This is a genomic window from Mesorhizobium sp. WSM4847 (genome assembly GCF_055811335.1).
Genome location: NZ_JBVVPY010000039.1, coordinates 1 through 20,815 on the forward strand (window position 1 = coordinate 1; position 20,815 = coordinate 20,815).

General features: G+C 63.4%; 17 protein-coding genes. 4 read left to right on the plus strand and 13 right to left on the minus strand.

What is annotated here, in order from left to right; translation table 11 throughout:
* Positions 1 to 205: 205 nt before the first annotated feature.
* Positions 206 to 502: a hypothetical protein gene (locus AC0L28_RS32660; protein WP_473482530.1), complete on the minus strand. Its 297-nt coding sequence runs from the start codon at positions 500 to 502 to the stop codon at positions 206 to 208.
* A gap of 234 nt (positions 503 to 736) precedes the next feature.
* Between AC0L28_RS32660 and AC0L28_RS32665 the strand changes: the two genes are divergently transcribed.
* Positions 737 to 2,698 carry a M23 family metallopeptidase gene (locus tag AC0L28_RS32665; RefSeq protein WP_287141379.1) on the plus strand — a complete coding sequence of 654 codons (1,962 nt, stop codon included), beginning with the start codon at positions 737 to 739 and terminating at the stop codon, positions 2,696 to 2,698.
* Positions 2,699 to 2,718: 20 nt separating this feature from the next.
* Here the strand turns inward: AC0L28_RS32665 and AC0L28_RS32670 are convergent, their stop codons facing one another.
* From AC0L28_RS32670 to AC0L28_RS32710, 9 genes are all read right to left on the minus strand, one after another.
* The gene (locus tag AC0L28_RS32670; protein ID WP_473482532.1) at positions 2,719 to 4,269 is read right to left on the minus strand and encodes an MFS transporter; all 1,551 of its coding nucleotides are present in this window, start codon (positions 4,267 to 4,269) and stop codon (positions 2,719 to 2,721) included.
* A 137-nt stretch (positions 4,270 to 4,406) separates the two neighbouring features.
* On the minus strand, positions 4,407 to 5,885 hold the full coding sequence (locus tag AC0L28_RS32675) for a L,D-transpeptidase family protein (protein ID WP_287229547.1): 1,479 nt from the start codon (positions 5,883 to 5,885) through the stop codon (positions 4,407 to 4,409).
* A 254-nt stretch (positions 5,886 to 6,139) separates the two neighbouring features.
* A complete protein-coding gene (locus tag AC0L28_RS32680) occupies positions 6,140 to 6,505 on the minus strand; it encodes an MmcQ/YjbR family DNA-binding protein (RefSeq protein WP_473482534.1) in 366 nt (121 codons plus the stop codon).
* A gap of 44 nt (positions 6,506 to 6,549) precedes the next feature.
* Positions 6,550 to 9,156: an ATP-dependent chaperone ClpB gene (gene clpB / locus AC0L28_RS32685; RefSeq protein WP_473482536.1), complete on the minus strand. Its 2,607-nt coding sequence runs from the start codon at positions 9,154 to 9,156 to the stop codon at positions 6,550 to 6,552.
* A 223-nt stretch (positions 9,157 to 9,379) separates the two neighbouring features.
* Entirely contained in the window at positions 9,380 to 10,324 is a 945-nt protein-coding gene (locus AC0L28_RS32690; protein ID WP_236379433.1) for a DUF4167 domain-containing protein, read from the minus strand.
* A gap of 303 nt (positions 10,325 to 10,627) precedes the next feature.
* On the minus strand, positions 10,628 to 11,518 hold the full coding sequence (gene prmC, locus AC0L28_RS32695) for a peptide chain release factor N(5)-glutamine methyltransferase (RefSeq protein WP_287229552.1): 891 nt from the start codon (positions 11,516 to 11,518) through the stop codon (positions 10,628 to 10,630).
* A 140-nt stretch (positions 11,519 to 11,658) separates the two neighbouring features.
* Positions 11,659 to 12,738: a peptide chain release factor 1 gene (gene prfA / locus AC0L28_RS32700; protein ID WP_287229553.1), complete on the minus strand. Its 1,080-nt coding sequence runs from the start codon at positions 12,736 to 12,738 to the stop codon at positions 11,659 to 11,661.
* 9 nt (positions 12,739 to 12,747) lie between these two features.
* The gene (ptsP, locus tag AC0L28_RS32705) at positions 12,748 to 15,018 is read right to left on the minus strand and encodes a phosphoenolpyruvate--protein phosphotransferase (protein ID WP_023797302.1); all 2,271 of its coding nucleotides are present in this window, start codon (positions 15,016 to 15,018) and stop codon (positions 12,748 to 12,750) included.
* A 181-nt stretch (positions 15,019 to 15,199) separates the two neighbouring features.
* Positions 15,200 to 16,453 carry an aspartate kinase gene (locus AC0L28_RS32710; RefSeq protein ID WP_473482539.1) on the minus strand — a complete coding sequence of 418 codons (1,254 nt, stop codon included), beginning with the start codon at positions 16,451 to 16,453 and terminating at the stop codon, positions 15,200 to 15,202.
* Positions 16,454 to 16,811: 358 nt separating this feature from the next.
* Here AC0L28_RS32710 and ubiG point away from each other — a divergent pair, with 358 nt between their 5' ends.
* Complete coding sequence (ubiG, locus tag AC0L28_RS32715) at positions 16,812 to 17,561, plus strand: bifunctional 2-polyprenyl-6-hydroxyphenol methylase/3-demethylubiquinol 3-O-methyltransferase UbiG (RefSeq protein ID WP_128169837.1); 750 nt, start codon at positions 16,812 to 16,814, stop codon at positions 17,559 to 17,561.
* A gap of 19 nt (positions 17,562 to 17,580) precedes the next feature.
* Here the strand turns inward: ubiG and AC0L28_RS32720 are convergent, their stop codons facing one another.
* The gene (locus AC0L28_RS32720) at positions 17,581 to 18,510 is read right to left on the minus strand and encodes a DMT family transporter (RefSeq protein WP_473482541.1); all 930 of its coding nucleotides are present in this window, start codon (positions 18,508 to 18,510) and stop codon (positions 17,581 to 17,583) included.
* Between the two features lie 79 nt (positions 18,511 to 18,589).
* Here AC0L28_RS32720 and AC0L28_RS32725 point away from each other — a divergent pair, with 79 nt between their 5' ends.
* On the plus strand, positions 18,590 to 19,081 hold the full coding sequence (locus AC0L28_RS32725) for a MarR family winged helix-turn-helix transcriptional regulator (RefSeq protein ID WP_473482544.1): 492 nt from the start codon (positions 18,590 to 18,592) through the stop codon (positions 19,079 to 19,081).
* Positions 19,078 to 19,344, plus strand: a complete 267-nt coding sequence (locus AC0L28_RS32730; RefSeq protein ID WP_473482546.1) for an ankyrin repeat domain-containing protein — start codon at positions 19,078 to 19,080, stop codon at positions 19,342 to 19,344. The genes AC0L28_RS32725 and AC0L28_RS32730 overlap by 4 nt, the downstream gene beginning before the upstream one ends.
* Before the next feature lie 158 nt (positions 19,345 to 19,502).
* On the opposite strand, the gene AC0L28_RS32735 is transcribed toward AC0L28_RS32730, so the two are convergent.
* Together AC0L28_RS32735 and AC0L28_RS32740 are read right to left on the minus strand one after the other, a co-directional pair.
* On the minus strand, positions 19,503 to 19,928 hold the full coding sequence (locus tag AC0L28_RS32735) for a DUF1178 family protein (RefSeq protein ID WP_473482548.1): 426 nt from the start codon (positions 19,926 to 19,928) through the stop codon (positions 19,503 to 19,505).
* Positions 19,925 to 20,806, minus strand: coding sequence for a carbon-nitrogen hydrolase family protein (locus AC0L28_RS32740; protein WP_473482550.1), 882 nt, complete (start codon positions 20,804 to 20,806; stop codon positions 19,925 to 19,927). Before AC0L28_RS32740 ends, AC0L28_RS32735 begins: the two co-directional genes overlap by 4 nt.
* Positions 20,807 to 20,815 lie beyond the last annotated feature (9 nt).

Below are 20,815 nucleotides of genomic sequence, written 5' to 3' on the forward strand. Positions count from 1 at the left end.
AAGTTTAGTAAGACTTTGATTTGGCTTTATCTGGTCACGCTTTGAATTGACGAGAACATTCACACCTGGACACTTTCATGCCCTGGTAGACTTATTCTCTCAAAACGTGTCCGCCAAAGTCTCGTTCGAACCTCACATCCCTGGCGGAATGAAAGGCTCAGCAGGACTCTGCCGCCCACGTTTCTCTTTCTTCAATATTCAGTTGTCAAAGAACAGACATCGCAGACGCGGTGTCGTGGCCCGTGCGCTTGTGGCTCGGGGCCGTTCGAGTGTCGCTCACGCGGCTCTCTTGAATTTCGCAGAGGGCAGATCTAGAAGCGAACTTCTTCGTCGCCAGCGGCGCGCCGCCCTCGTTGGTGAGGCGTATATAGTCGGCGCCCATCCAAAGTGTCAACAACCATTTCGGTCTTTTTTGAATTTTTTGCGACGAAAGATTGCGGCGCCGATTTTCGGTAGCCGACTTCCGCGGCGGCATGGGGATAACAAAGCCGAACACCGCCACGGAGCCCTATTGCCGCCGCATTGCGGTTTGACACCAACGCCAACGAAGCTGGCGCAGCACCACTGGCGCGGCGCCTTATAAGAGACTGTAAGAGAGCCACTAAGAGAGAAGTATGACTGGGGATCTCGGCCGAAGCCAGCCGCTTCGTTGACTTCGCCCGCCGTGACAGGCAAATGTCATGGCCACAACAAAAGCGACAAGCCGTCCCGCCCGGGGAAGAAGCAGCCTTTCTGGATGCCAGATACGGAAAATGTCATAGCCGAACTCGGCAACGAGCCGCCGCTGATTGCGGACGGTCGCAGTGGCCCGCCCGACCGGCGCGAGGTTTCGGCGCGCTGGCTGTCGGGCACTTTTCTTACCGGCGTGACGTCGAGCGTGCTGATGGGTGTGGCGCTGTTCGCAGCCCTCGACGGCCGTCAGCAATTGGCGACGCCGCCCGAGATCGCCGAACTGATCAGCCTTGCGAGAGGTGACGATTCCGGCGAGATCGCCAAGACCACCAGGCTGGTGGCGCCGCGCCAGATCGCCAGGGCCAAGGACCGCCGGCGCATGGAAGTGCCGATGGTGACCAAGGTCGGCGACCGCGATGTCATCCACACCATGCCTTTCGTGCAGATCAAGATGGCGCTTGCCGCCGGGCACACGACCAGCCGCGCCTATCCGCCTTTCAATCCGATGCAGGTGTTTGGCGACGACCGCGACGGCAATGCCGGTCAGCCGGCGACCGCCGCCGCCGGCCAGATCTATGGCGCCAAGGTCGAAAGCGAGTTGAGCCTGAAAACGGTCGATTTCCCGATCGAGACGGCAGCGTTCGACGAAAAGAGTGACCTGTCCGCCGACGAGGTGGAAAAGGTGGTGCGCGAGGCCGGCACGGGTCTGAGCGACGGCGCCGTGCAGGTCGCGTCGCTGCATTATGTCGACCCGCAGCGATTCGGCGATGCATTCGCCGAGAGCATGGCCGGCTCCTACGACGTCAGGATCGTTCCGGAAAACGTCTCGGTGTCGCCGCGTGCTGCCCCCGACGATCAGGCGCCGGCCTTCGCCGAGGAGATCATCCCCTTCACCAGGGACCGCAACATCATCGAGGCCTTCGCCGATTCGGGCTATACCGGCGAGGACGCCACCGGTATGGCCGAGGCGATCGCCAAATTGCTGAATGCGACAGCGCTCAAGGCGGGAACCGTGCTGCGCGTCGGCCTCGAGATCCATGGCGACGCCGCCAAGGTCGTTCGCACCGGCATCTACGACAGGGCCCAGCATATCGTCACCATCGCGCTCGATGATCACGGCCAATATGTGCCGGCGCAGGAGCCGGAGCCCAATCCCGAATTGCTGACCGCGTTCGATGATTCGCCGCCGGTGGTGGTGCGCGGCAATCTGCCGAACGTCTATGACGGCATCTACCGCGCCGCCTACTCCTACGGCATGTCCAAGGCGATGACCAAGCGGCTGATCAAGCTCCTGGCGTCCGGCGTCGATTTCCAGTCACGGCTCAATCCGTCGGACCGCATCGAGGTGCTGTTCTCGCAGCCGGATGGCGACGACCGGGCATCCGACGAATCCGAGCTGCTCTATGTCTCGGCGAGCTTCGGCGGCACGACGCGCAATTTCTACCGGTTCCAGATGCAGGACGGCAGCACCGACTATTTCGACGAGGACGGCCGCAGCGCCCAGCAATTCTTGCTGCGCAATCCCCTGCCCGCAGGAAAATTCCGCTCCGGCTTCGGTGCCCGCAGGCATCCGATCCTCGGCTATGTGCGCTTGCATACCGGCGTCGATTGGTCAGCCGCCATCGGCACGCCGATCATCGCCGCCGGCAACGGTGTCGTCGAGAAGGCCGGCTGGGCCGGCGGCTATGGCAAACAGATCATCCTCCGTCACGCCAATGGCTACGAGACTTCCTACAATCACCAGAGCGCATTTGCCAAAGGCATCGCGCCGGGCGTGCGCGTCCGCCAAGGCCAGACCATCGGCTTTCTCGGCCAGACCGGCCTCGCCACCGGTCCGCATCTCCACTACGAGTTGATCGTCAACGGCACCAAGGTCGACCCGATGCGCGTTCGCCTGCCGGTCGGCAAGGTGCTGAAGGGCGACGACCTCGTCGCCTTCAAGCGCGAGCGCGGGCGCATCGATGATCTGCTCAAGCAGGAAGACAATGATTCGCTGAAGGTCGCGAGCGCCAAGATCGAAGGCTGAGCCGAGTTGGGCCTGGCTGCTCAGCGCGGCGGAGCCTCAGATCCACGCGGCCATGGCAGTCGCTCGCCGGAAACAGTTGTCCACGCCACGATCGCCGAGAGCAGGCAAAGCAGCGCGGTCACCAAGGCGACTGCTGCGAACGCTGCGTCGCTGGCGGCAAGCCTTGCTGCATCGATATCCGGCGCTGGTTCGCCGAAACCCGGAATGCCGGATGCGGCACCGCTGTTCAGCGCGGCTGCATAGACCCAAGCCGCCAGTGACCCCATCGCCGCCACTGCGATCAGGCCGCCAATACGCGAGACGGCATTGTTGATTCCCGAGGCAGCACCGGTATCCTTGTCCTCGACCGCCGTCATCACCGCCGTCGACAGCGGCGACACCACCAGCGCCATGCCGAGCCCCATCAGCGCCATCAGCGGAAACACGCCCCACCAGAAACTGTGGATGCCGGCATAGGCCAGCAAGGCAAGCCCGGCAAAGGCGACTGCGACGACGAGACTGCCGCTGGCGATCGGAAAACGGGGACCGATCCGGTCGGACCACTGGCCGACCGGCCCCGACAACAGCGCGATCAAGACCGACAGCGGCAGGAAGATGAAGCCGACCTCGGCGGCGCTCAGCCCCCAACCGGCGATGAGCAGCATCGGCAGATAGAACAGGTTGGCCGACAGTGCGAAATAGAGGAAGAAGGTCGCCACATTGGCGCCGGCGAAGGCGCCGACCCGAAACAGCGAGAGATCGATCATCGGTTCGCGCTGGCGGCGCTCGAAGACAATGAACACGATGAGCAGCACCGCGCCGGCGGCAATGCTCGGGCCGGACATTTGACCCTCGCCCTCTGCGCTCATCGAAGTCAAGCCGTAGGCAAGCGCTCCGAACGCCAAGGTGGCGAGTGCAGCGCCGCCGAGATCGAGGCTGCGCTTTTCGGTCGGTGCGTCGGCCGGGACCTTGGCGAGCAGAAGATAGATCGAGACAAGACCAAGCGGCAGATTGACCGCGAAGATCACCCGCCAGATGCCGTCGCCGAAGGCCGACAAGACAACGCCGCCCAGCACCGGGCCAAGCGCTGTCGTCAGCGCCGAGGCTGCCGCCCAGATGCCGATCGCCCTGCCGCGCTCCTTCTTCGGATAGGCCTTGGCGATAATGGCGAGGCTGCCTGGCACCATGATGGCAGCACCAATGCCCTGAATGGCGCGAAACGCAATGAGCATTGGTGGATTCGGCGCCACCGCGCAGGCAAGCGAGGCGGCAATGAACAGCGCGATGCCTGCCACGAAAGCATGCCGCAGGCCAAAACGGTCGCCGGCGGCGCCCCCAACAAGGATGAGTGCCGAAAGCGTCAGCGCATAGGCGTTTGAAATCCACTGCGTCTCGGCGAAACTGGCGCCAAGATCGACGCGGATCGCCGGCGTGGCGATGGCCAGGATCGAGCCGTCGATGAAGCCGAGCGCGGAAGCCAGGATCGCCGCGATCAGCACGAACCTGCGTCGCGATTGCGGGCAGAACGTATCGGCCGGCAGCGGCCTGACCAGGGGGACGGCTTCGGCGCCGACTTCGCTTGGAGAACGCATGAAGCCTGCTTAGACCTCCTATGCGCCGGCAACAACCGGCCAGAAGGTTGCTGTCGTTGAAACCAGAACAGGATCACGTCGCCCAAAGAGCCTGCTCCCGGGTTGACCCAGGACTGCGCGATGATTTGGTTTAGGGCTCAGTCGATGAATTCCACCGTGACGCCCGGCGACACGATTTTTGCCAGTTCGCGCGCGTCCCAATTGGTCAGCCGCACGCAGCCATGACTTTCGGTCTTGCCGATCTTGGAGGGGTCGGGTGTGCCGTGAATGCCGTAGGTCGGCTTGTCCAGCGCAATCCAGACAGAGCCGACGGGGCCGTTCGGGCCCGGCGGGATGGTCAGGATCTTGTTGTTTTCGCCCTGCTTGAAATTGATGTTCGGATTGTAGGTGTAGTTCGGGTCGAGAGCGACCCGCGACACCGCATGCGTGCCGGTGGGTGAAGGCGTGTCCGCCGAGCCGATGGTAGCTGGATAGGCCGCGATTAGCTTTCCCGACGCGTCATAGGCGCGGGCCTGCTTTTTGCCCTTGTCGGCGATGATGCGTGCCACCGGCGTGGCCACCAGCCTGCCGAAATTGGCGACCTTGATGATCGTGCCGGGACGGTTGAAATTGGCTTCCGGATTGAGCGCCTTCAGATAGTTCTCGTCCATGTGGAACCGCTCGGCCAGCGCTTCGGTGACTGAGGTGTAGCTCAGCCGTTCGAGTTGCGCCTTCTGGCCGTAGTCCTCCGGCACCGATGCGACATAGGGGCCAGCAGCATCCTCGGGCGTGATGCTGTAGGAGGCGAAGGCATCGCCGCCGGACTGCTCAAGCGCCGCCTGGATGCCGACCACATCGGTCGACCGCAGATTGCTGCCGGTGATCTCGTTATAGGCGGCGAGCGCCTTGTCGACATTCGAGCCGAAGCGTCCGTCGACGACGCCGGGCGAAGCGCCGGCGCGGTCGAGCAGCACTTGCAGCGCCGCGACCTCCTGGCGTGCACCGAGTGAAAGCGACGGATCGACGACAATCTTCCCGTCGATCTTTGGCGGCAGTGCCGCCTGGTCGCCCGGCGCCATCGGCTCGACCGGTTCGATCGCAGCCTCGTTGAGCGGCTGGCGCTTGACCGTGGGCGGCTTTACCGGCTGCGGCGCTTCCGGATAATTGTTGCCATAGTTGCCGCCATCCAGCGGTGCTTCGGGAAAAGCGTCCACCGGATCGCCGTAGGGATCATATTCCTCGACCGGCGGTACGACGATCAGGCCCTCCTCTTCCAATTGCCTGCGGCGCAAGCGCGCCGTGTCCTCCGGATCGTCGAGATAATAGCGGTCGTCCTCGACCGGTCCGAGATTGCGCAAGCCCTCGCGGCGGAGTGCGCGGCGATCGAACCTGGTCTGCGGCGGCTGGATGGCGAGCACCTTGCCGGTTTCCGTATCGACGATGACGCGGTTTCCTCTGGCGTCGTAGTAGACGTCGAAATCGCCGTTCTGGGCGACCAGCACAGCATGGCTATCCGCGGCTCGGGCATCCGCGGCGCGGGCAGATCGCGGCGGGATGTCCTGCGTCGGCGCGGCCATTACACTCGAAGAAAGCAGCCCGGCGGCGAACGCCGAAAGGGTGAAGATCGTGCGGAACATGCTGGCCAAATTCTCCGGTCCGTAAATTGCCGCCGCCCGGCGTTGTCTCTTTAGAGCGCCGCGCGTCCCTTCGGACGCGCAGGGACGCTCTAGCACTTAAAAAACTCCGCATCATGCTTTCCAAAAATCCAATTCGATTTTCGGGCCTTTGCGGCAGGCGAACCCCTTCGCCAGCAAATCAGTTGCCAACCATAAGGTTCCAACATGAACCGGGCATGAAGATGGCGGATTTCTGGCGGGCTGGAGCAAGAACACTAGCTGGCGGCGAATCCCAATTCCGTGCGCGCCTGCTTCGTCAGCTTGAGCACGACAAGACGGTGGCTTTCGCGCAGATAGTCCTTTAGCGCGTCATCGTCCATGCTTTGGCTTGTCTGGCGCTGGATCCATTTCATGCCGCGTGAGGCAAGATAGGGCGCGGACCGAAGGCCCGGCTGTTCCTTCAAGATGTCATAAGCGATATCGGAGCATTTGAAGGTGACGAACGGCTCCTTGCCATCGCTCCAACCGCCGATCGCAAAGACCTTGGCTCCGACTTTCCAGACATGAGCACCGCCCCACTGAACGACATGGGTCGCCGACGGCAGCGAGGCGCAGAAGCTGTTGTAGTCGTCCAACGTCATCTGCGCCCCCGTTTAATTTTTTGATTATGCGGCGGCCTCGAAAATCAGGCCGCCGCCTCGGTCGCTACGATCGTCGGCTTCGACCGGAAGTTCAACCGGTCGGAACCAGCGGTGACCTTGACGGTCGAACTGTCGAGGATGTCGCCGAGCAGGATCTTCTCCGCCAGCGGATCCTGCAGTTCCTTCTGCATCACCCGCTTCAACGGTCGCGCGCCATAGGCCGGATCGTAGCCCTTGGCCGCCAGCCAGTCGATCGCCTCCTGATCCAGCGAAAGCGTGATCTTGCGATCGACGAGGAGGCTTTCCAGCCGCTTGAGCTGGATCTCGACGATGCGGCCCATATCCTGGCGGCGCAGCCGGTGGAACAGGATCACCTCGTCGACGCGGTTGAGGAACTCCGGCCGGAACGACGCCCTGACGACGCTCATCACCTCGTCGCGGACGACATCGACGTCCTGGTTCTCGCCGAGACTGACCAGATATTCGGCGCCGAGGTTCGACGTCATGATGATCAGCGTGTTGCGGAAATCGACCGTGCGGCCCTGCCCGTCGGTCAGGCGGCCGTCATCGAGCACCTGCAGCAGCACGTTGAACACGTCCGGATGCGCTTTCTCGATCTCGTCGAACAGCACGACCTGGTAGGGCCGGCGCCGCACCGCTTCAGTCAGCGCGCCGCCTTCCTCATAGCCGACATAGCCGGGAGGCGCGCCGATCAGCCGGGCGACCGAGTGCTTCTCCATGAACTCCGACATGTCGATGCGCACCATGGCGCTCTCGTCGTCGAACAGGAAGCTGGCAAGCGCCTTGGTCAGTTCGGTCTTGCCGACGCCCGTCGGTCCGAGGAACATGAACGAACCGATCGGCCGGTTCGGATCCTGCAGGCCGGCGCGGGCACGGCGAACGGCTTTCGACACGGCCTGCACCGCCTCGCCCTGGCCGACGACACGCTTGCCAATTTCGTCTTCCATGCGCAGCAGCTTGTCACGCTCGCCTTGCAGCATCTTGTCGACCGGAATGCCGGTCCAGCGCGACACGATGTGGGCGACGTGATCGGGGGTGACCACCTCTTCGACCATGCCGACCTTGCCGTCTTGCGCCTCGGCCTGCGTCAGCTTCTTTTCGAGCTCCGGAATCTTGCCATAGGCAAGCTCGCCGGCGCGCTGGAATTCACCTTTGCGCTGGGCGATGGCGAGCTCGTTGCGCGCCTCGTCGAGCTGTTTCTTCAGGTCGGCGGCGAGCCCGAGCTTCTGCTTCTCGGCCTGCCACTTCGAGGTCAGTTCGGTCGATTCCTCTTCCAGGGCGGAAAGATCCTTTTCGAGCCGGGCGAGCCGGTCCTTCGACGCGTCGTCCTTCTCGACCTTCAGCGCCTCACGCTCGATCTTGAGCTGCATGATGCGGCGGTCGATCTCGTCCAGCGCTTCGGGCTTCGAATCGACCTGCATCCGCAGCCGCGACGCGGCCTCGTCGACAAGGTCGATCGCCTTGTCCGGCAGGAAGCGGTCGGCGATGTAGCGGTTGGACAGCGACGCTGCCGCGACCAGCGCCGAATCCGAGATGCGCACTTTGTGGTGCTGCTCGTACTTCTCCTTCAGGCCGCGCAGGATGGAGACCGTGTCCTCCACTGTTGGCTCATTGACGAAGACCGGCTGGAAGCGGCGGGCAAGGGCGGCGTCCTTCTCGACATGCTTGCGGTATTCGTCGAGCGTCGTCGCGCCGACGCAGTGGAGTTCGCCGCGCGCCAACGCCGGTTTCAACAGGTTCGATGCATCCATGGCGCCATCCGCCTTGCCGGCGCCGACCAGCGTGTGCATCTCATCGATGAACAGGATGATGCCGCCGGCCGCAGCGGTGACTTCCGAAAGAACCGCCTTCAGCCGCTCCTCGAATTCGCCGCGATATTTGGCGCCGGCGATCAGCGATCCCATATCGAGCGCCATCAACTGCTTGTCCTTGAGCGATTCCGGTACATCGCCATTGACGATGCGCAACGCCAGCCCTTCGGCGATCGCCGTCTTGCCGACGCCTGGTTCACCGATCAGCACCGGATTGTTCTTGGTGCGGCGCGACAGCACCTGGATGGTGCGGCGGATCTCGTCGTCGCGGCCGATGACCGGGTCGAGCTTGCCGGCGCGACCGTCGGCGGTGAGATCGCGCGCGTACTTCTTAAGCGCATCATAGCCCTGCTCGGCGCTCGCCGAATCGGCGGTGCGACCCTTGCGGACGTCGTTGATCACCTGGTTCAGCGCCTGTGGCGTCACGCCGGCCTTGGTGAGGATGTCGGCAGTCTTGGCGGATTTCTCGACCGCCAGCGCCGTCAGCAGCCGCTCGACCGTAACGAAGCTGTCGCCGGCCTTCTTTGCCAGTTCCTCGGCGGTCGAGAACACTTTGGCCAGCGGTTGCGCCAGATAGAGCTGGCCGTTGCCGCCCTCCACCTTGGGCATTGCCTCAAGTGCCGTCTCGACGCCCAGCTTGACGTCGCGGACGCTGCCGCCGGCGCGCTCGATCAACGACGCTGCCAGGCCCTCGTCGTCGTCGACGAGCACTTTCAATATATGTTCGGGGGTGAATTGCTGGTGATTGCGCGAGAGCGCCAGGGTCTGCGCCGACTGGATGAAGCCGCGCACGCGCTCGGAATATTTTTCAAGGTTCATATCTGTCTCCTTCCGTCACCGGCCCGCTTTGCGGCACCGGATCAGATTGCGGTGACGGACCCGCCCGTTCGAGCCGGGTCCTGTTCACGCGAGATATGGGGCGCAATCCACGGACCCTCAAGACGTCCCGATAACGGCGGACTCATAATATTTCCGGGGGGCGCACATACAAAAACGGCGGAGATTTCTCTCCGCCGTCCAGGAATGTCTGGGCCTTGCTCGATCAGTTGTTGACGTCGACGATGGTGGGCTCGCCACCGGCGTCTTCCGCCGGAGCAGCATTCACGTTATCGCCGCCAGCATTGTCGTTACCGCCATCCACCTGATCAGCCACCTGATCAGCATTGACGCGCGGACGGCGCGGACGCCTGGGGCGGCGGGCAGCGCCGCTTTCGGCGGCGGCTTCGTTCATCTCGGCCTGGGCAGCCAGAGCCGCTGGCGAAAAGCTTTCGAACTGCGGCGCGGGTTCGGCCACAGAAACAGGCTCGTTCGGAGACACAGCTTCCGCCTGCACGGGGGTTTCGTTCTGAACCGGTCTCTCGTTGCGCCGGTTCTGATCGCCGCGCTGTCCGCCCTGCTCGCCGCGCGCACCAAATTCGCCGCGCTGGCCGTTCTGGCCGTAGCCGCCATTGGGGCGACGGTCGCGATGGCGGTTGTCTCGCCCGCCGGCATCGCGCCCACTGGCATCACGATTGTCACGGCCGTTTTCCTGGTTGAACGTCAATTCGGCCGGCGTGCCGTCGATGACCGGCTGCGGGCCTGCACCGTGGTTGACCACCGGAGCCGCAGTCTCGCCGACATTGCTGTTGCCGGCATTGTCGAACTCGTCGCGATCTTCGTCGCCGTCATCGTCGAAATCGTCGCGGTTCTGCTGAGCGCTCTGGATCGGCAGCTGCGCCTGCGCGGCAGCGATGATGCGATTGTAGTGCTCGGCGTGCTGGAGATAGTTTTCCGCCATCACCCGGTCGCCGGAGCTTTGCGCGTCACGGGCAAGGGTTGCGTATTTTTCGGCAATCTGCTGAGCCGATCCGCGGATCTTCACGTCCGGACCGTTGCTCTCGTAATTGCGCGTCAGGGGATTTGGACCCTTGCGGTTGTTGTTATTGTTGTTGCCGCCGCCATTGTTGTTGCGACCGCGCATGCGCCTGTTCTGCTGTTGTGGCCTCATTCGACTCTCTTCATTTTGAAATTTTCGAAAACTTTTTCACGAACGGAGGCGCTCATGCAGCCAGCCGTTTCGTCTCTTCACCGGCGTTCGCCCGCATCGATTGCGTTGGCGCCACGTGTCATCCTGTTCCGGTTACATCACTTGCCGGACGATTCCCGCACGAAGCTTGGGCGTCGTTTGCGCAAGAAGGCAGCTATTTCCAAGGAAACCGAATCGCTAAGAGCACTGCCTGCTTCGTCTCATCCGGTTAAGGCGACCCTAGCCGCATTCCCCGGCATTGCCAAGCGCTTTTTTTGCACTGCATCACGGCTTTGTCAGTTCAAAGATCAGAACCCTCTCGTTTCCGCCAAAGTCGCGGAATACCCCCGCCGGCATATAGCCGGCTGCGGAGAATATGCCCGTGACCTCTTTGCGTTGGGTGTGGCCGATCTCGACCGCAATCCTGCCCTCGGCTTCCAAAAAACCTGCCGCCTCGGCGGCGATGATCCTGTAGGGACTCAGACCGTCCACGCCGCCATCGAGGGCTTGGCGTGGATCGAAATCGCGGACTTCGCCCTGCAGATTTTCGATGTCTATGGACGCTATATAGGGCGGGTTGGCGGCAATTACATGGTATCGGCCAAAAACTTTTTCGAACCAGTCGGATTCGAGCACCTGGAACCGGTCGGCCAACCCCAATTCCCCTGCATTGCGCATGGCGGTCACCAGCGCGCCTGGCGAAATATCGACACCGGTGGCGACCGACGCCGGAACGGCGCTGAGCAGCGCCAGCGCGATGGCGCCGGTGCCGGTGCCGAGATCGAGGATGCGGCACTCGCCTTGCCGTTCCGCTGTCGCCTTCACGAAGGGCAGCACCGCTTCGACCAGCGTTTCGGTGTCCGGTCGCGGCTCCAGCGTTTCCGGTGACAGCGATAGGCGCAAGCCATAGAACTCGCGATGGCCGAGGATGCGATGCACCGGCTCACCGGCGACCCGCCGCCTCAAGGCTGCATCGATCGCCGCAATCGCGCCGGCATCGACACCGCATTCGGGATCGGCGATGGCTTGTGTGCGGGTCGTACCGGAAAAATGTTCGACGATCAGCCTCGCATCCAGCGCCGGATCGGCGACTGCGGCCGCAGCAAGGCGTGCCCGCGCCGCTTTCAGCAGCAGCCCTAGTGTGGTGGATTTGAGGTTCCTGCTATTTGTTGGCATCAGCGTCCAGGAACCTCAAATCCACCACCTAGATACCAGCAACCTGCTGGTGTGATTTTGAATCCGAAATTCGTCATTGCGCTGGCCCAACGTGATACGAATTTCGAATTCAAAGCCACACCGGCCTACCGGGCAGAGTGTCAGCCATCGAGGCCGATATCGGCGAGCAGCTTCGACTGGTGATCGGCGATCAGCGCGTCGATGATCTCGTCGAGTTCGCCCATCATCACCCGGTCGAGCTTATAGAGCGTCAGATTGATGCGATGGTCGGTGACGCGGCCCTGCGGGAAATTATAGGTGCGGATGCGCTCCGAGCGATCGCCCGAACCGACCTGCGATTTGCGCGATTCGGAGCGTTCCTCGTCAGCCTTGCTGCGCTCGAGGTCGTAAAGCCTGGCGCGCAGGATCTGCATGGCTTTGGCCCGGTTCTGGTGCTGCGACTTCTCCGCCTGCACGACCATGATGCCGGTCGGCAGATGGGTGATGCGCACTGCCGAATCGGTGGTATTGACGTGCTGGCCGCCTGAACCCGAGGCGCGCATCGTGTCGATGCGGATGTCTTCGGCCCTGATGTCGATGTCGACGTCTTCCGCTTCGGGCAGCACGGCAACCGTCGCCGCCGAGGTGTGGATGCGCCCGCCGGCCTCGGTCGCCGGCACGCGCTGCACACGATGCACGCCGGACTCGAATTTCAGATGGGCAAAGACCCCCTTGCCCGAAATCGTGGCGATGATTTCCTTGTAGCCGCCGACCTCGCCCTCGCTGGCCGACGCCGTCTCGAAACGCCAGCCGCGTGCCGCGGCATAGCGTTCGTACATGCGAAACAGGTCGCCGGCAAAGAGAGCCGCCTCGTCGCCGCCGGTGCCGGCGCGGATTTCGAGGATGGCATTCTTGTCGTCGGCGGCATCCTTGGGCAGAAGCAGGATCTGGATGTCCTTCTGCAGCGCTTCGATGCGTTCCTTGACCTCCGGCAGATCGGCCTCGGCCAGTGCCCGCATTTCGGCATCGGTGCTTTTGTCGGCGAGCATCGCCTGCAGGTCGGCCTGTTCATGCTCGGCGGTGCGCAGCGCCCTGATCTTAGCCACCATCTCCTGCATGTCGGCATATTCCGACGCCATCTTGACATAGGCGTCCGCCGCCGGCCCGGCCGACATTTGCGCTTCGAGCATGTCGAAACGCTTGACGACTTGATCCATGCGGTCGCGGGGCAGGTTGATCATGGCGAAAGTCTATAGCGGAATGGAGCGGTCGTCGGCAAAGGCCTGCAGCAGCGCCCGCATCGGCAACCCCTGGGCCGGCGCCATGAGATTGTCGTCGAAGAACGCTTCCAGCTCGGCCAGCGGCAGTTCCGTCAGCATCGCCTTGACCGGACCGATCGAGGCCGGCGACATCGAGATCGATCGGTAGCCAAGGCCGATCAGCGCCATCGCCGAGATCGGCTTGCCGGCCAGCTCGCCGCACAAGGTCACCGGGGTTTGATTGCGCACCCCGGCGTCGGCAATCTGCTTCAGCGCGCGCAGGAACGGCGTCGACAGCACATCGAAGCGGTCGGCGAGCTGCGTGTTGCCGCGATCGACCGCCATGACGAACTGGAACAGATCGTTCGAGCCGACCGAGACGAAATCGACGGCCTTCATCAGCTCATCGAGCTGGAACAGCAGCGAAGGCACTTCCAGCATGGCCCCGAGCTTCAGGCTGGTCGGCAGATGATGGGCAAAACGCGACAGATGCCGCACTTCGCGATCGATGATTTCGCGCGCCTGGGCGATCTCGCCGAGCTCCGTCACCATCGGCAGCATCAGCTTCAGTTCACGCCCGCCGCATGCCTTCAAAAGCGCTCGGATCTGGGTACGCAACAGGCCCGGCCGGTCGAGCGTCAGGCGGATGGCGCGCCAGCCGAGCGCCGGGTTCTCTTCCTGGATCGTGTCCTTGAAGTAGGGCAGCACCTTGTCGCCGCCGATATCGATGGTGCGGAATGTCACCGGCTTGCCGCGCGCCGCGTCGAGCACGTCACGGTAGAGCCGTTCCTGGGCTTCCGCCCGCGGAAAGGTCGAGGCGACCATGAACTGCAGCTCGGTGCGGAACAGGCCGATACCGGCGGCGCCGGCCTCGGCAAGCTGCGGCAGATCGACGGCCAGGCCCGCATTCATCAAAAGGTCGACCTGGACGCCGTCCTTGGTCATCGACGGCTTCTTGCGCAGCTCGCGATAGACCTCCTGCCGCCGCGCCCGGAAGCGGACCTTTTCGGCATAGGCGGCTTCGAGGTCCGGCTGGGGGCGCAGGTGGATGGCGCCTTCTTCGCCGTCGACAATGATGGCGTCGCCGTTTTCCGCCATGGAAACGGCGCCCTTCATCTGGCCAGCAACCGGTATGCCCATGGCCCGCGCCACGATAACGACGTGGCTGGTCGCTGCGCCGTCCTCCAGCACCAGCCCGCGCAGCTTGTCTCTGGGATAATCGAGCAGTTCGGCGGCCCCCATCGAGCGGGCGACGATGATGGCGTCCTTCGGCAGCGAGACCGCGACATCGTCCGGCCCGCGCCCCATCAGCTGGCGCAGCAGCCGGTTGGCGAGATCGTCGAAATCGCTCATCCGCTCGCGCAGATAAGGATCGGTCATGTGCAGCATGCGGGCACGCATGTCGCTCTGCACTTTTTCCACCGCCGCTTCCGCCGTCAGGCCGTTGCGGACCGCCTCTTCCAACCGGCGCACCCAGCCGCTGTCGTTGGCGAACATGCGATAGGCTTCGAGCACCTGGCGGTGCTCGCCCTCGAAGGCGACTTCGCGGCGTTCCAGCATGTCGTCGATGGAGAGCCGGAGCGAACCGAGCGACGCATCGAGCCGCTTGATCTCCTCATCGCTGTCCTCGTTGAACAGATTGGTGACGACGATGCGCGGCTCATGCAGCACGACATGGCCAAGTCCGACGCCCTCGTTGAAGGACAGGCCGGTAAAGCTCACCGGGCGGCGCAGATCGAGTTCGAGGCCGGGCCGGGTCAGCCGGGCAAGGTCGCCGGTGGCGATCATCTCGGCGATCACCATCGCCGTCGTTTCCAGCGCCTCGACTTCGTCGTCGCGATAGTGGCGCATGGTCTTGTTCTGGACGACCAGCACACCGAGCGTGCGCCCCGCCCTGAGCACCGGCACGCCGAGGAAGGAATTGTAGATCTCCTCCCCCGTCTCCGGCAGGTAGGCGAAGGCTGGATGTTCCTGCGCGTTGGAGAGATTGAGCGGCCGTGCCGAGGCCGCGATCGTGCCGACGAGGCCTTCCCCCAGCCTGAGCTGCGCCAAATGGACGGCCTTCGGATTCAGGCCCTCGGTGGCATAGAGTTCGAGCACCGAATCGGCGCGCAGCACGTAGAGCGAGCACACTTCAGCGACCATATTGGCGGCGATGTCGCGCACGATGCGGTCGAGCCGCTCCTGCGGCTCCAGCGGCTCCTGCATGAGCTCGCGGAGCCGTTTCAGCAAAACGCGCGGGCCACTGGCCGTATCACGCATCGCGGCTTGTTCTCCAATGGACATTATGCCCGCCGCAGTTTCTCCCGCGGCCGGCGCTCACGCAACAACTCAAATAGAGCGGCGTCGGTCCAATTGGACCCACAAAGGACGCTCCAAGACTTCGAACTGCTGCATCGTGCTTTCCGAAGATCGACCTCCGATTTCCGGACCGAGCAGTCTGCTACTGCTTATCCAGACCGTAGATGGAATGCAAAGTGCGAACAGCAAGTTCTGTGTAGGGACCGTCGATCAGGATCGAAATCTTGATCTCGGATGTCGTGATCGCACGGATGTTGATCGATTTGTCGGCCAGCGCCTTGAAGGCGGTGGCGGCGACGCCGGCATGGCTCCTCATGCCGATGCCGATGACGGAGACTTTCGACATGCCGGCTTCCGACTGCACGACGTCATAGCCGATCGTGGTCTTCAGCCGCTCGAGCACGGCAAGCGCCTTGTCGACATCGCCGGACGGCACGGTGAAGGTCATGTCGGTGAACTTGCCGTCCTCGGAAATGTTCTGGACGATCATGTCGACATTGATGTTGGCTTCGGCCAGCGGCCCGAAAATGCCGGCGGCGACGCCGGGCCGGTCACCGACACGGCGCAAGGAAATCTGCGCTTCGTCCTTGGCGTAGGCAATTCCGGTGACGACCTGCTGTTCCACGATCTCTTCCTCGTCGCAAATAAGCGTTCCGGGCGGATTGAGCAAATCCCCCATTCCCGGCTCGTCGGGATCGTCGAAGGACGACCGCACGAAAGTACGCACCCTGTGCACCATGGCAAGTTCGACCGAGCGTACCTGCAGGACCTTGGCGCCGAGCGAGGCCATTTCAAGCATTTCCTCGAAGGAAATCTTGGCCAGCCGCCGCGCCTTCGGCTCGATGCGCGGGTCGGTGGTGTAGACCCCGTCGACGTCGGTGTAGATGTCGCAGCGGTCTGCCTTGACCGCCGCCGCGATGGCGACAGCACTGGTGTCGGAACCGCCGCGGCCGAGCGTCGCGATGCGGTTGTCCGGCCCGATGCCCTGGAAGCCGGCCACCACCGCCACCTGGCCCTCGCCGAAGCGCTTGATCAGGAACGCGCCGTCGATGTCGAGAATGCGCGCCGCGCCATGCGCATTGTCGGTCTTGATCGGGATCTGCCAGCCTTGCCAGGAACGGGCATGGACGCCCATGTTCTGCAGCGCGATCGCCAGCAGGCCGGCGGTCACCTGCTCGCCGGAGGCAACGACGGCGTCATATTCGCGGGCATCGTGCATCGGCGAGGCTTCGCGCGTCCACTGCACGAGCTCGTTGGTCTTGCCGGCCATCGCCGAGACGACCACCGCGACCTCATGGCCGGCATCGACCTCGCGTTTGACATGGCGCGCCACATTGCGGATGCGGACGATGTCGGCGACGGAGGTCCCGCCGAATTTCATCACGATGCGCGCCATGGAAGCGAAATGCCTTTGACTGGGTGCCGAAACGGCGGCCGAAAAACGGAAACGGAGCGTCGGGCTGGGCCAGCCGCTGAATTCGCGGCCTCCTTAGCCAAATGCTTTGGGTTTCGCAAGGCGTGCCACCGCTTGCCCCCTGCTTGCCCCCTTAGGCGACGAAGGCGACATACGAGCGCAACGCGCCTACCCGAATGCCTGTCGCAGAGGCGCAGCCGGCAACAGCCGAAATTTGCTGCCTTGACATTCGCCGGCTCTCGACCGACTTCCTAGCGCACCAGAGCGCGATCAGCAAAAGTGGTATCCGGTTTTGCGCCCGATCGCGCTCTGAATTTTTGAGTCTGCGGGAGACCACACGATGCCAGAACCCCGACGATCGACGATCGATGCCGGAGAAGTGGAGCGTTTTTCCGCTCTTGCCGCCGAATGGTGGAATCCGAACGGCAAATTCCGCCCGCTGCACAAGTTCAATCCGATCCGGCTTGTCTATATACGCGACCAGGTGGCGGCGCGCTTCGGCCGCGACCCGCGCGCGGCGCGGCCGTTCGAGGGCCTGCGCATCCTCGACATCGGCTGCGGCGGCGGGCTGTTGTGCGAGCCGATGGCGCGGCTTGGCGCCGAAGTGGTCGGCGCCGACGCATCCGCCACCAACATCGAAGTGGCCAGGCTGCATGCGGCGGAGGTCGGCGTGACGGTGGATTACCGTGCCACGACAGCAGAGGACCTGGCTGACGCCGGTGAGAAATTCGACGTCATCCTCAACATGGAAGTGGTCGAGCATGTTGCCGACATCGACCTGTTCGTGGCCAAATGCGGCGAGATGCTCAAGCCCGGCGGCATCATGGTCGTCGCCACCATCAACCGCACGCTGAAGGCGCTCGGTCTGGCCATTATCGGCGCCGAATATGTGCTGCGCTGGTTGCCGCGCGGCACCCACCAGTTCGGCAAGCTGGTGCGGCCAGACGAGTTGGAAAAGGCGCTTGCCGGCGCTGGCCTGACCATCATCGACCGCACCGGCGTCACCTACAATCCGCTCGCCGACCGCTGGCAGCGTTCGAAGGACATGGACGTCAACTACATGGTGCTGGCGGAGAAGGCACCCGCCTGAACTTTCTCACGACGCCTTCTCACGCCGCCACCTTCTCACCCGTCTGACTTTGCGTCTTCGGGGCGATCTGGCTTTGCGCCTTGGTGGTGATGAACACGCCGGCGACAATGATGGCAGCGCCGGCCCAGGTCAGCAATTGATAGTGCTCGCCGAGAAACATCGTCCCGGCAGACAATCCGACCGCCGCCGCGACATAGCCGATCTGGCTGAGATAGACCGGGCCGCCGACCGCCTGCAGCCGGAAGAAGAAAGCGAACATCGCCGCGGCTGATGCGACCTGCCCGACGACGACCAGCGGCGCGCCGGCGAGCAGGGCGAGCGAACCGCCGCCCTGCAGCGTGAAGATGCCGCAAACAAGCAGCGCGGCCGATGCCAGATGGCTGCCGACGGCAAGCTCGATCGGTCCGGTCCCTAGCGGCCAGTCGACCGTGCGGTAGATATTGCCGGCGGCAAGGCTGACCGGAATGAGCAGCCCCGCCGCCACCCAGAAAAATTCGGCCGGCTGGCCAGCCTCGCCGCGCGTCACCGCCACCATGACAGCACCAACGAAGCCGACGGCAATGCCGACGATACCAAGCAGATTGGGACGCCGGACGCCGAGCGGGATCGAAAACACCAGTGTGACCACCGGCGACAGCGTGAACATGATACCGGTGTAGCCGGCGCCGAGATGCGGAATGGTCGAGAACATCAACAGATTGGGAAAGGCGTAGGACACCGCTGCGGTGACGAAGAAATAGCGCAGCCTGTGCGGGGTGAGCCGGATGCGCTGCCCGCGCAGCAGCAGGACGCACAAAAGCACGCCGCCGGCGCCGAGCGAGATGACGAGGGCCCAGACCATGGCCGAAACACCGGCCGCCGTAGCGATCTTGCCGAACGGCAGCGTCAGGCCGAGCAGGCCGCCGGTGACGAGCAAAAGACCGAGCGCTGAATCCCAGAGAAATTTCATAATTGTCCTTGCGGCTCTTTTGTCTTGAGGTAAGATAATGCAAAGATTCTTAACGTCAAGATATTTAACGGTGAGATAGATGGATCGCGCCGCGAAGGCGATCGAGCTGTGGAAACGAGAGCGGCCGGATCTGGATGTTTCTCCGATGGCCGTGCTTGGACGGTTGAGCGAAGCCTCGTCGCTGATTGCACGAGAGCACCTCGCTCCTCTGTTTGCGCGTTTCGGGCTGCAATCCGGGGAATTCGATGTGCTGGCGACGCTGCGCCGTTCCGGATCACCTTACGCGCTGACGCCCACTGCCCTCTATGAGGCGACGATGGTGACGTCGGGCGCCATGACCAACCGGCTCGACCGGCTTGAGAAAACCGGATTGATCAAACGCGGGCCGCATCCCAACGACCGGCGCGGGGTTGTCGTGCAACTGACCGATAAAGGTCTGGCATTGGTCGATGAGGCTGTCGCCGCTCACGTCGCCAACGAACACGAGATACTTTCCGGCCTGACGCGCGCCGAACAGGACACACTCGCTGGCCTGCTTGAGAAGTTGATAGGGAGCGTCAGCCGGGGGTGAAGATCAGGCGGTTGGTGCCGATCCGTGCGACCTTTCCGCAGGAGGTCGCGATCCTCGACCTCCTGTTGTCGCAGGGCATCGATATCAACGCACAGGACAAGGCGGGGCAGACGGTTCTTCACATCGCAGCGCCCGATGCCATTGACGCCGCCTCGATCGAACTTCTTCTAAAACGCGGTGCCGAGAAGTCGCATGCGGGCAACGCCAGCTATGCGGCAGCCTTTGCCACCATGTCCGGATGTTGGCCGATCACCCGCACATAGGCGGCGGATTTTGCGACTGTCGCGAAAACCCCGATTAAAGCGACAGTTTCGCGCCCGATTTTTTGCAACATTCGCATAATCCGGTTTGCGACATGGCCCAAGGACCGCAACGGGTCGAAGCGGAATCCCGTCCCGGTACCAACCGTCACACCAGTCTATCAGTTACGATCCTCCGGGAATGCCGGCACCGGCATGAATTCGACGCCGTCCTCGGCCAGGCTCTTGGCCTCCTCCAGCGTCGCCTCGCCATAGATGCCGCGCGGATCGCTCTCGCCGAAATGGATCTTGCGCGCCTCCTCGGCAAACTTGTCGCCGACATAGTCGGCGTTCTCGCCCACCTTCTCGGCCATCGCCTTCAATTGCGCCAACGCCTGCTTCTGGGCCTCGCCCATGGCGAGCGCGATCTTTTCTCGGCTGCGCCCGGTGGAGACGGCCGGCGCCATCAACGCCTTCTCGACCTTGTGCGAGCCGCAGATCGGGCAATCGACGAAGCCAAGCTTCTTCTGGGTGTCGAAATCGTCGTTGCTGCGAAACCAGCCTTCGAATTCATGCTCGTGGTCACAGATCAGTGAAAAGCGAATCAAGACGCCGCACCCCTGAGACTTTGCGCCTCGACCGGAGTGGCGTTCACGGCGAAGTCGCGTGAATTTTTCAGATTCGGGATCTTCTTGCGGGCGGCGGCCGACTGCGCCGGGTCGATCTCGGCGATAATCACCGCCAGTTCGTCATGTGACGCCTCGGCGACGATGCGGCCCCACGGATCGACGATCAGCGAATGGCCATAGGTCTCGCGGCCGTCCTCGTGCAGGCCGCCTTGCGCCGCGGCAACGACATAGGCGCCGTTCTCGATGGCGCGCGCCCGCAGCAGCACGTGCCAGTGCGCCTCGCCGGTCTGACGGGTGAAGGCGGCGGGCACCGACAGCAGGTCGGCGCCGGCCAGCGCCTCGGCGCGGAACAGCTGCGGAAAGCGCAAATCGTAGCAGACGGCGAAACCCAGCTTCGCCCCATCGATCCCGGCGCCGCTGATCTCGGTGACGACGGCCTCGGTGCCGGGCTCGTAGGCGGCGGATTCGCGCCAGCTCTCGCCATTGTCGAGATCGACGTCGAACATGTGGATCTTGTCGTAGGTAGCAATGGTGGCGCCATCCGGCCCGAACAGAAGCGCGCGGTTGGCGAGCTTGCCGTCAGCGCGCAGGATGGCGGTCGAGCCGATATGCAGGAAGACGCCAAGGTCTTTCGCCAGCTTTCGCGCGGTCGAAACGATGATGTCCTTGTCCTCGGACGTGAAGGCGGCGGCCCGCGCCTGGCTGTCGCGGATCAGCGCACCGGTCATTTCCGGTGACTGGATATAGGTCGCACCCTGGCCCGCGGCCTCGCGCACCAGCCGCTCCAGATCGACCGCGTTGCGCTCGGGGCTGGTACCCGAACGCATCTGGATCGCCGCCGCCTTGAAAGCACCCATCGTCATGTC

Bases quoted from the DNA above. Each gene is read 5' to 3' on its own strand.
- AC0L28_RS32710 (WP_473482539.1), bottom strand. From the start codon at position 16,453: ATGGCGCGCATCGTGATGAAATTCGGCGGGACCTCCGTCGCCGACATC.
- ubiG (WP_128169837.1), top strand. From the start codon at position 16,812: ATGCCAGAACCCCGACGATCGACGATCGATGCCGGAGAAGTGGAGCGT.
- prmC (WP_287229552.1), bottom strand. From the start codon at position 11,518: ATGCCAACAAATAGCAGGAACCTCAAATCCACCACACTAGGGCTGCTG.
- AC0L28_RS32680 (WP_473482534.1), bottom strand. From the start codon at position 6,505: ATGACGTTGGACGACTACAACAGCTTCTGCGCCTCGCTGCCGTCGGCG.
- AC0L28_RS32675 (WP_287229547.1), bottom strand. From the start codon at position 5,885: ATGTTCCGCACGATCTTCACCCTTTCGGCGTTCGCCGCCGGGCTGCTT.
- prfA (WP_287229553.1), bottom strand. From the start codon at position 12,738: ATGATCAACCTGCCCCGCGACCGCATGGATCAAGTCGTCAAGCGTTTC.
- AC0L28_RS32725 (WP_473482544.1), top strand. From the start codon at position 18,590: ATGGATCGCGCCGCGAAGGCGATCGAGCTGTGGAAACGAGAGCGGCCG.
- clpB (WP_473482536.1), bottom strand. From the start codon at position 9,156: ATGAACCTTGAAAAATATTCCGAGCGCGTGCGCGGCTTCATCCAGTCG.
- AC0L28_RS32690 (WP_236379433.1), bottom strand. From the start codon at position 10,324: ATGAGGCCACAACAGCAGAACAGGCGCATGCGCGGTCGCAACAACAAT.
- AC0L28_RS32665 (WP_287141379.1), top strand. From the start codon at position 737: ATGCCAGATACGGAAAATGTCATAGCCGAACTCGGCAACGAGCCGCCG.
- AC0L28_RS32720 (WP_473482541.1), bottom strand. From the start codon at position 18,510: ATGAAATTTCTCTGGGATTCAGCGCTCGGTCTTTTGCTCGTCACCGGC.
- ptsP (WP_023797302.1), bottom strand. From the start codon at position 15,018: ATGCGTGATACGGCCAGTGGCCCGCGCGTTTTGCTGAAACGGCTCCGC.
- AC0L28_RS32670 (WP_473482532.1), bottom strand. From the start codon at position 4,269: ATGCGTTCTCCAAGCGAAGTCGGCGCCGAAGCCGTCCCCCTGGTCAGG.
- AC0L28_RS32740 (WP_473482550.1), bottom strand. From the start codon at position 20,806: ATGGGTGCTTTCAAGGCGGCGGCGATCCAGATGCGTTCGGGTACCAGC.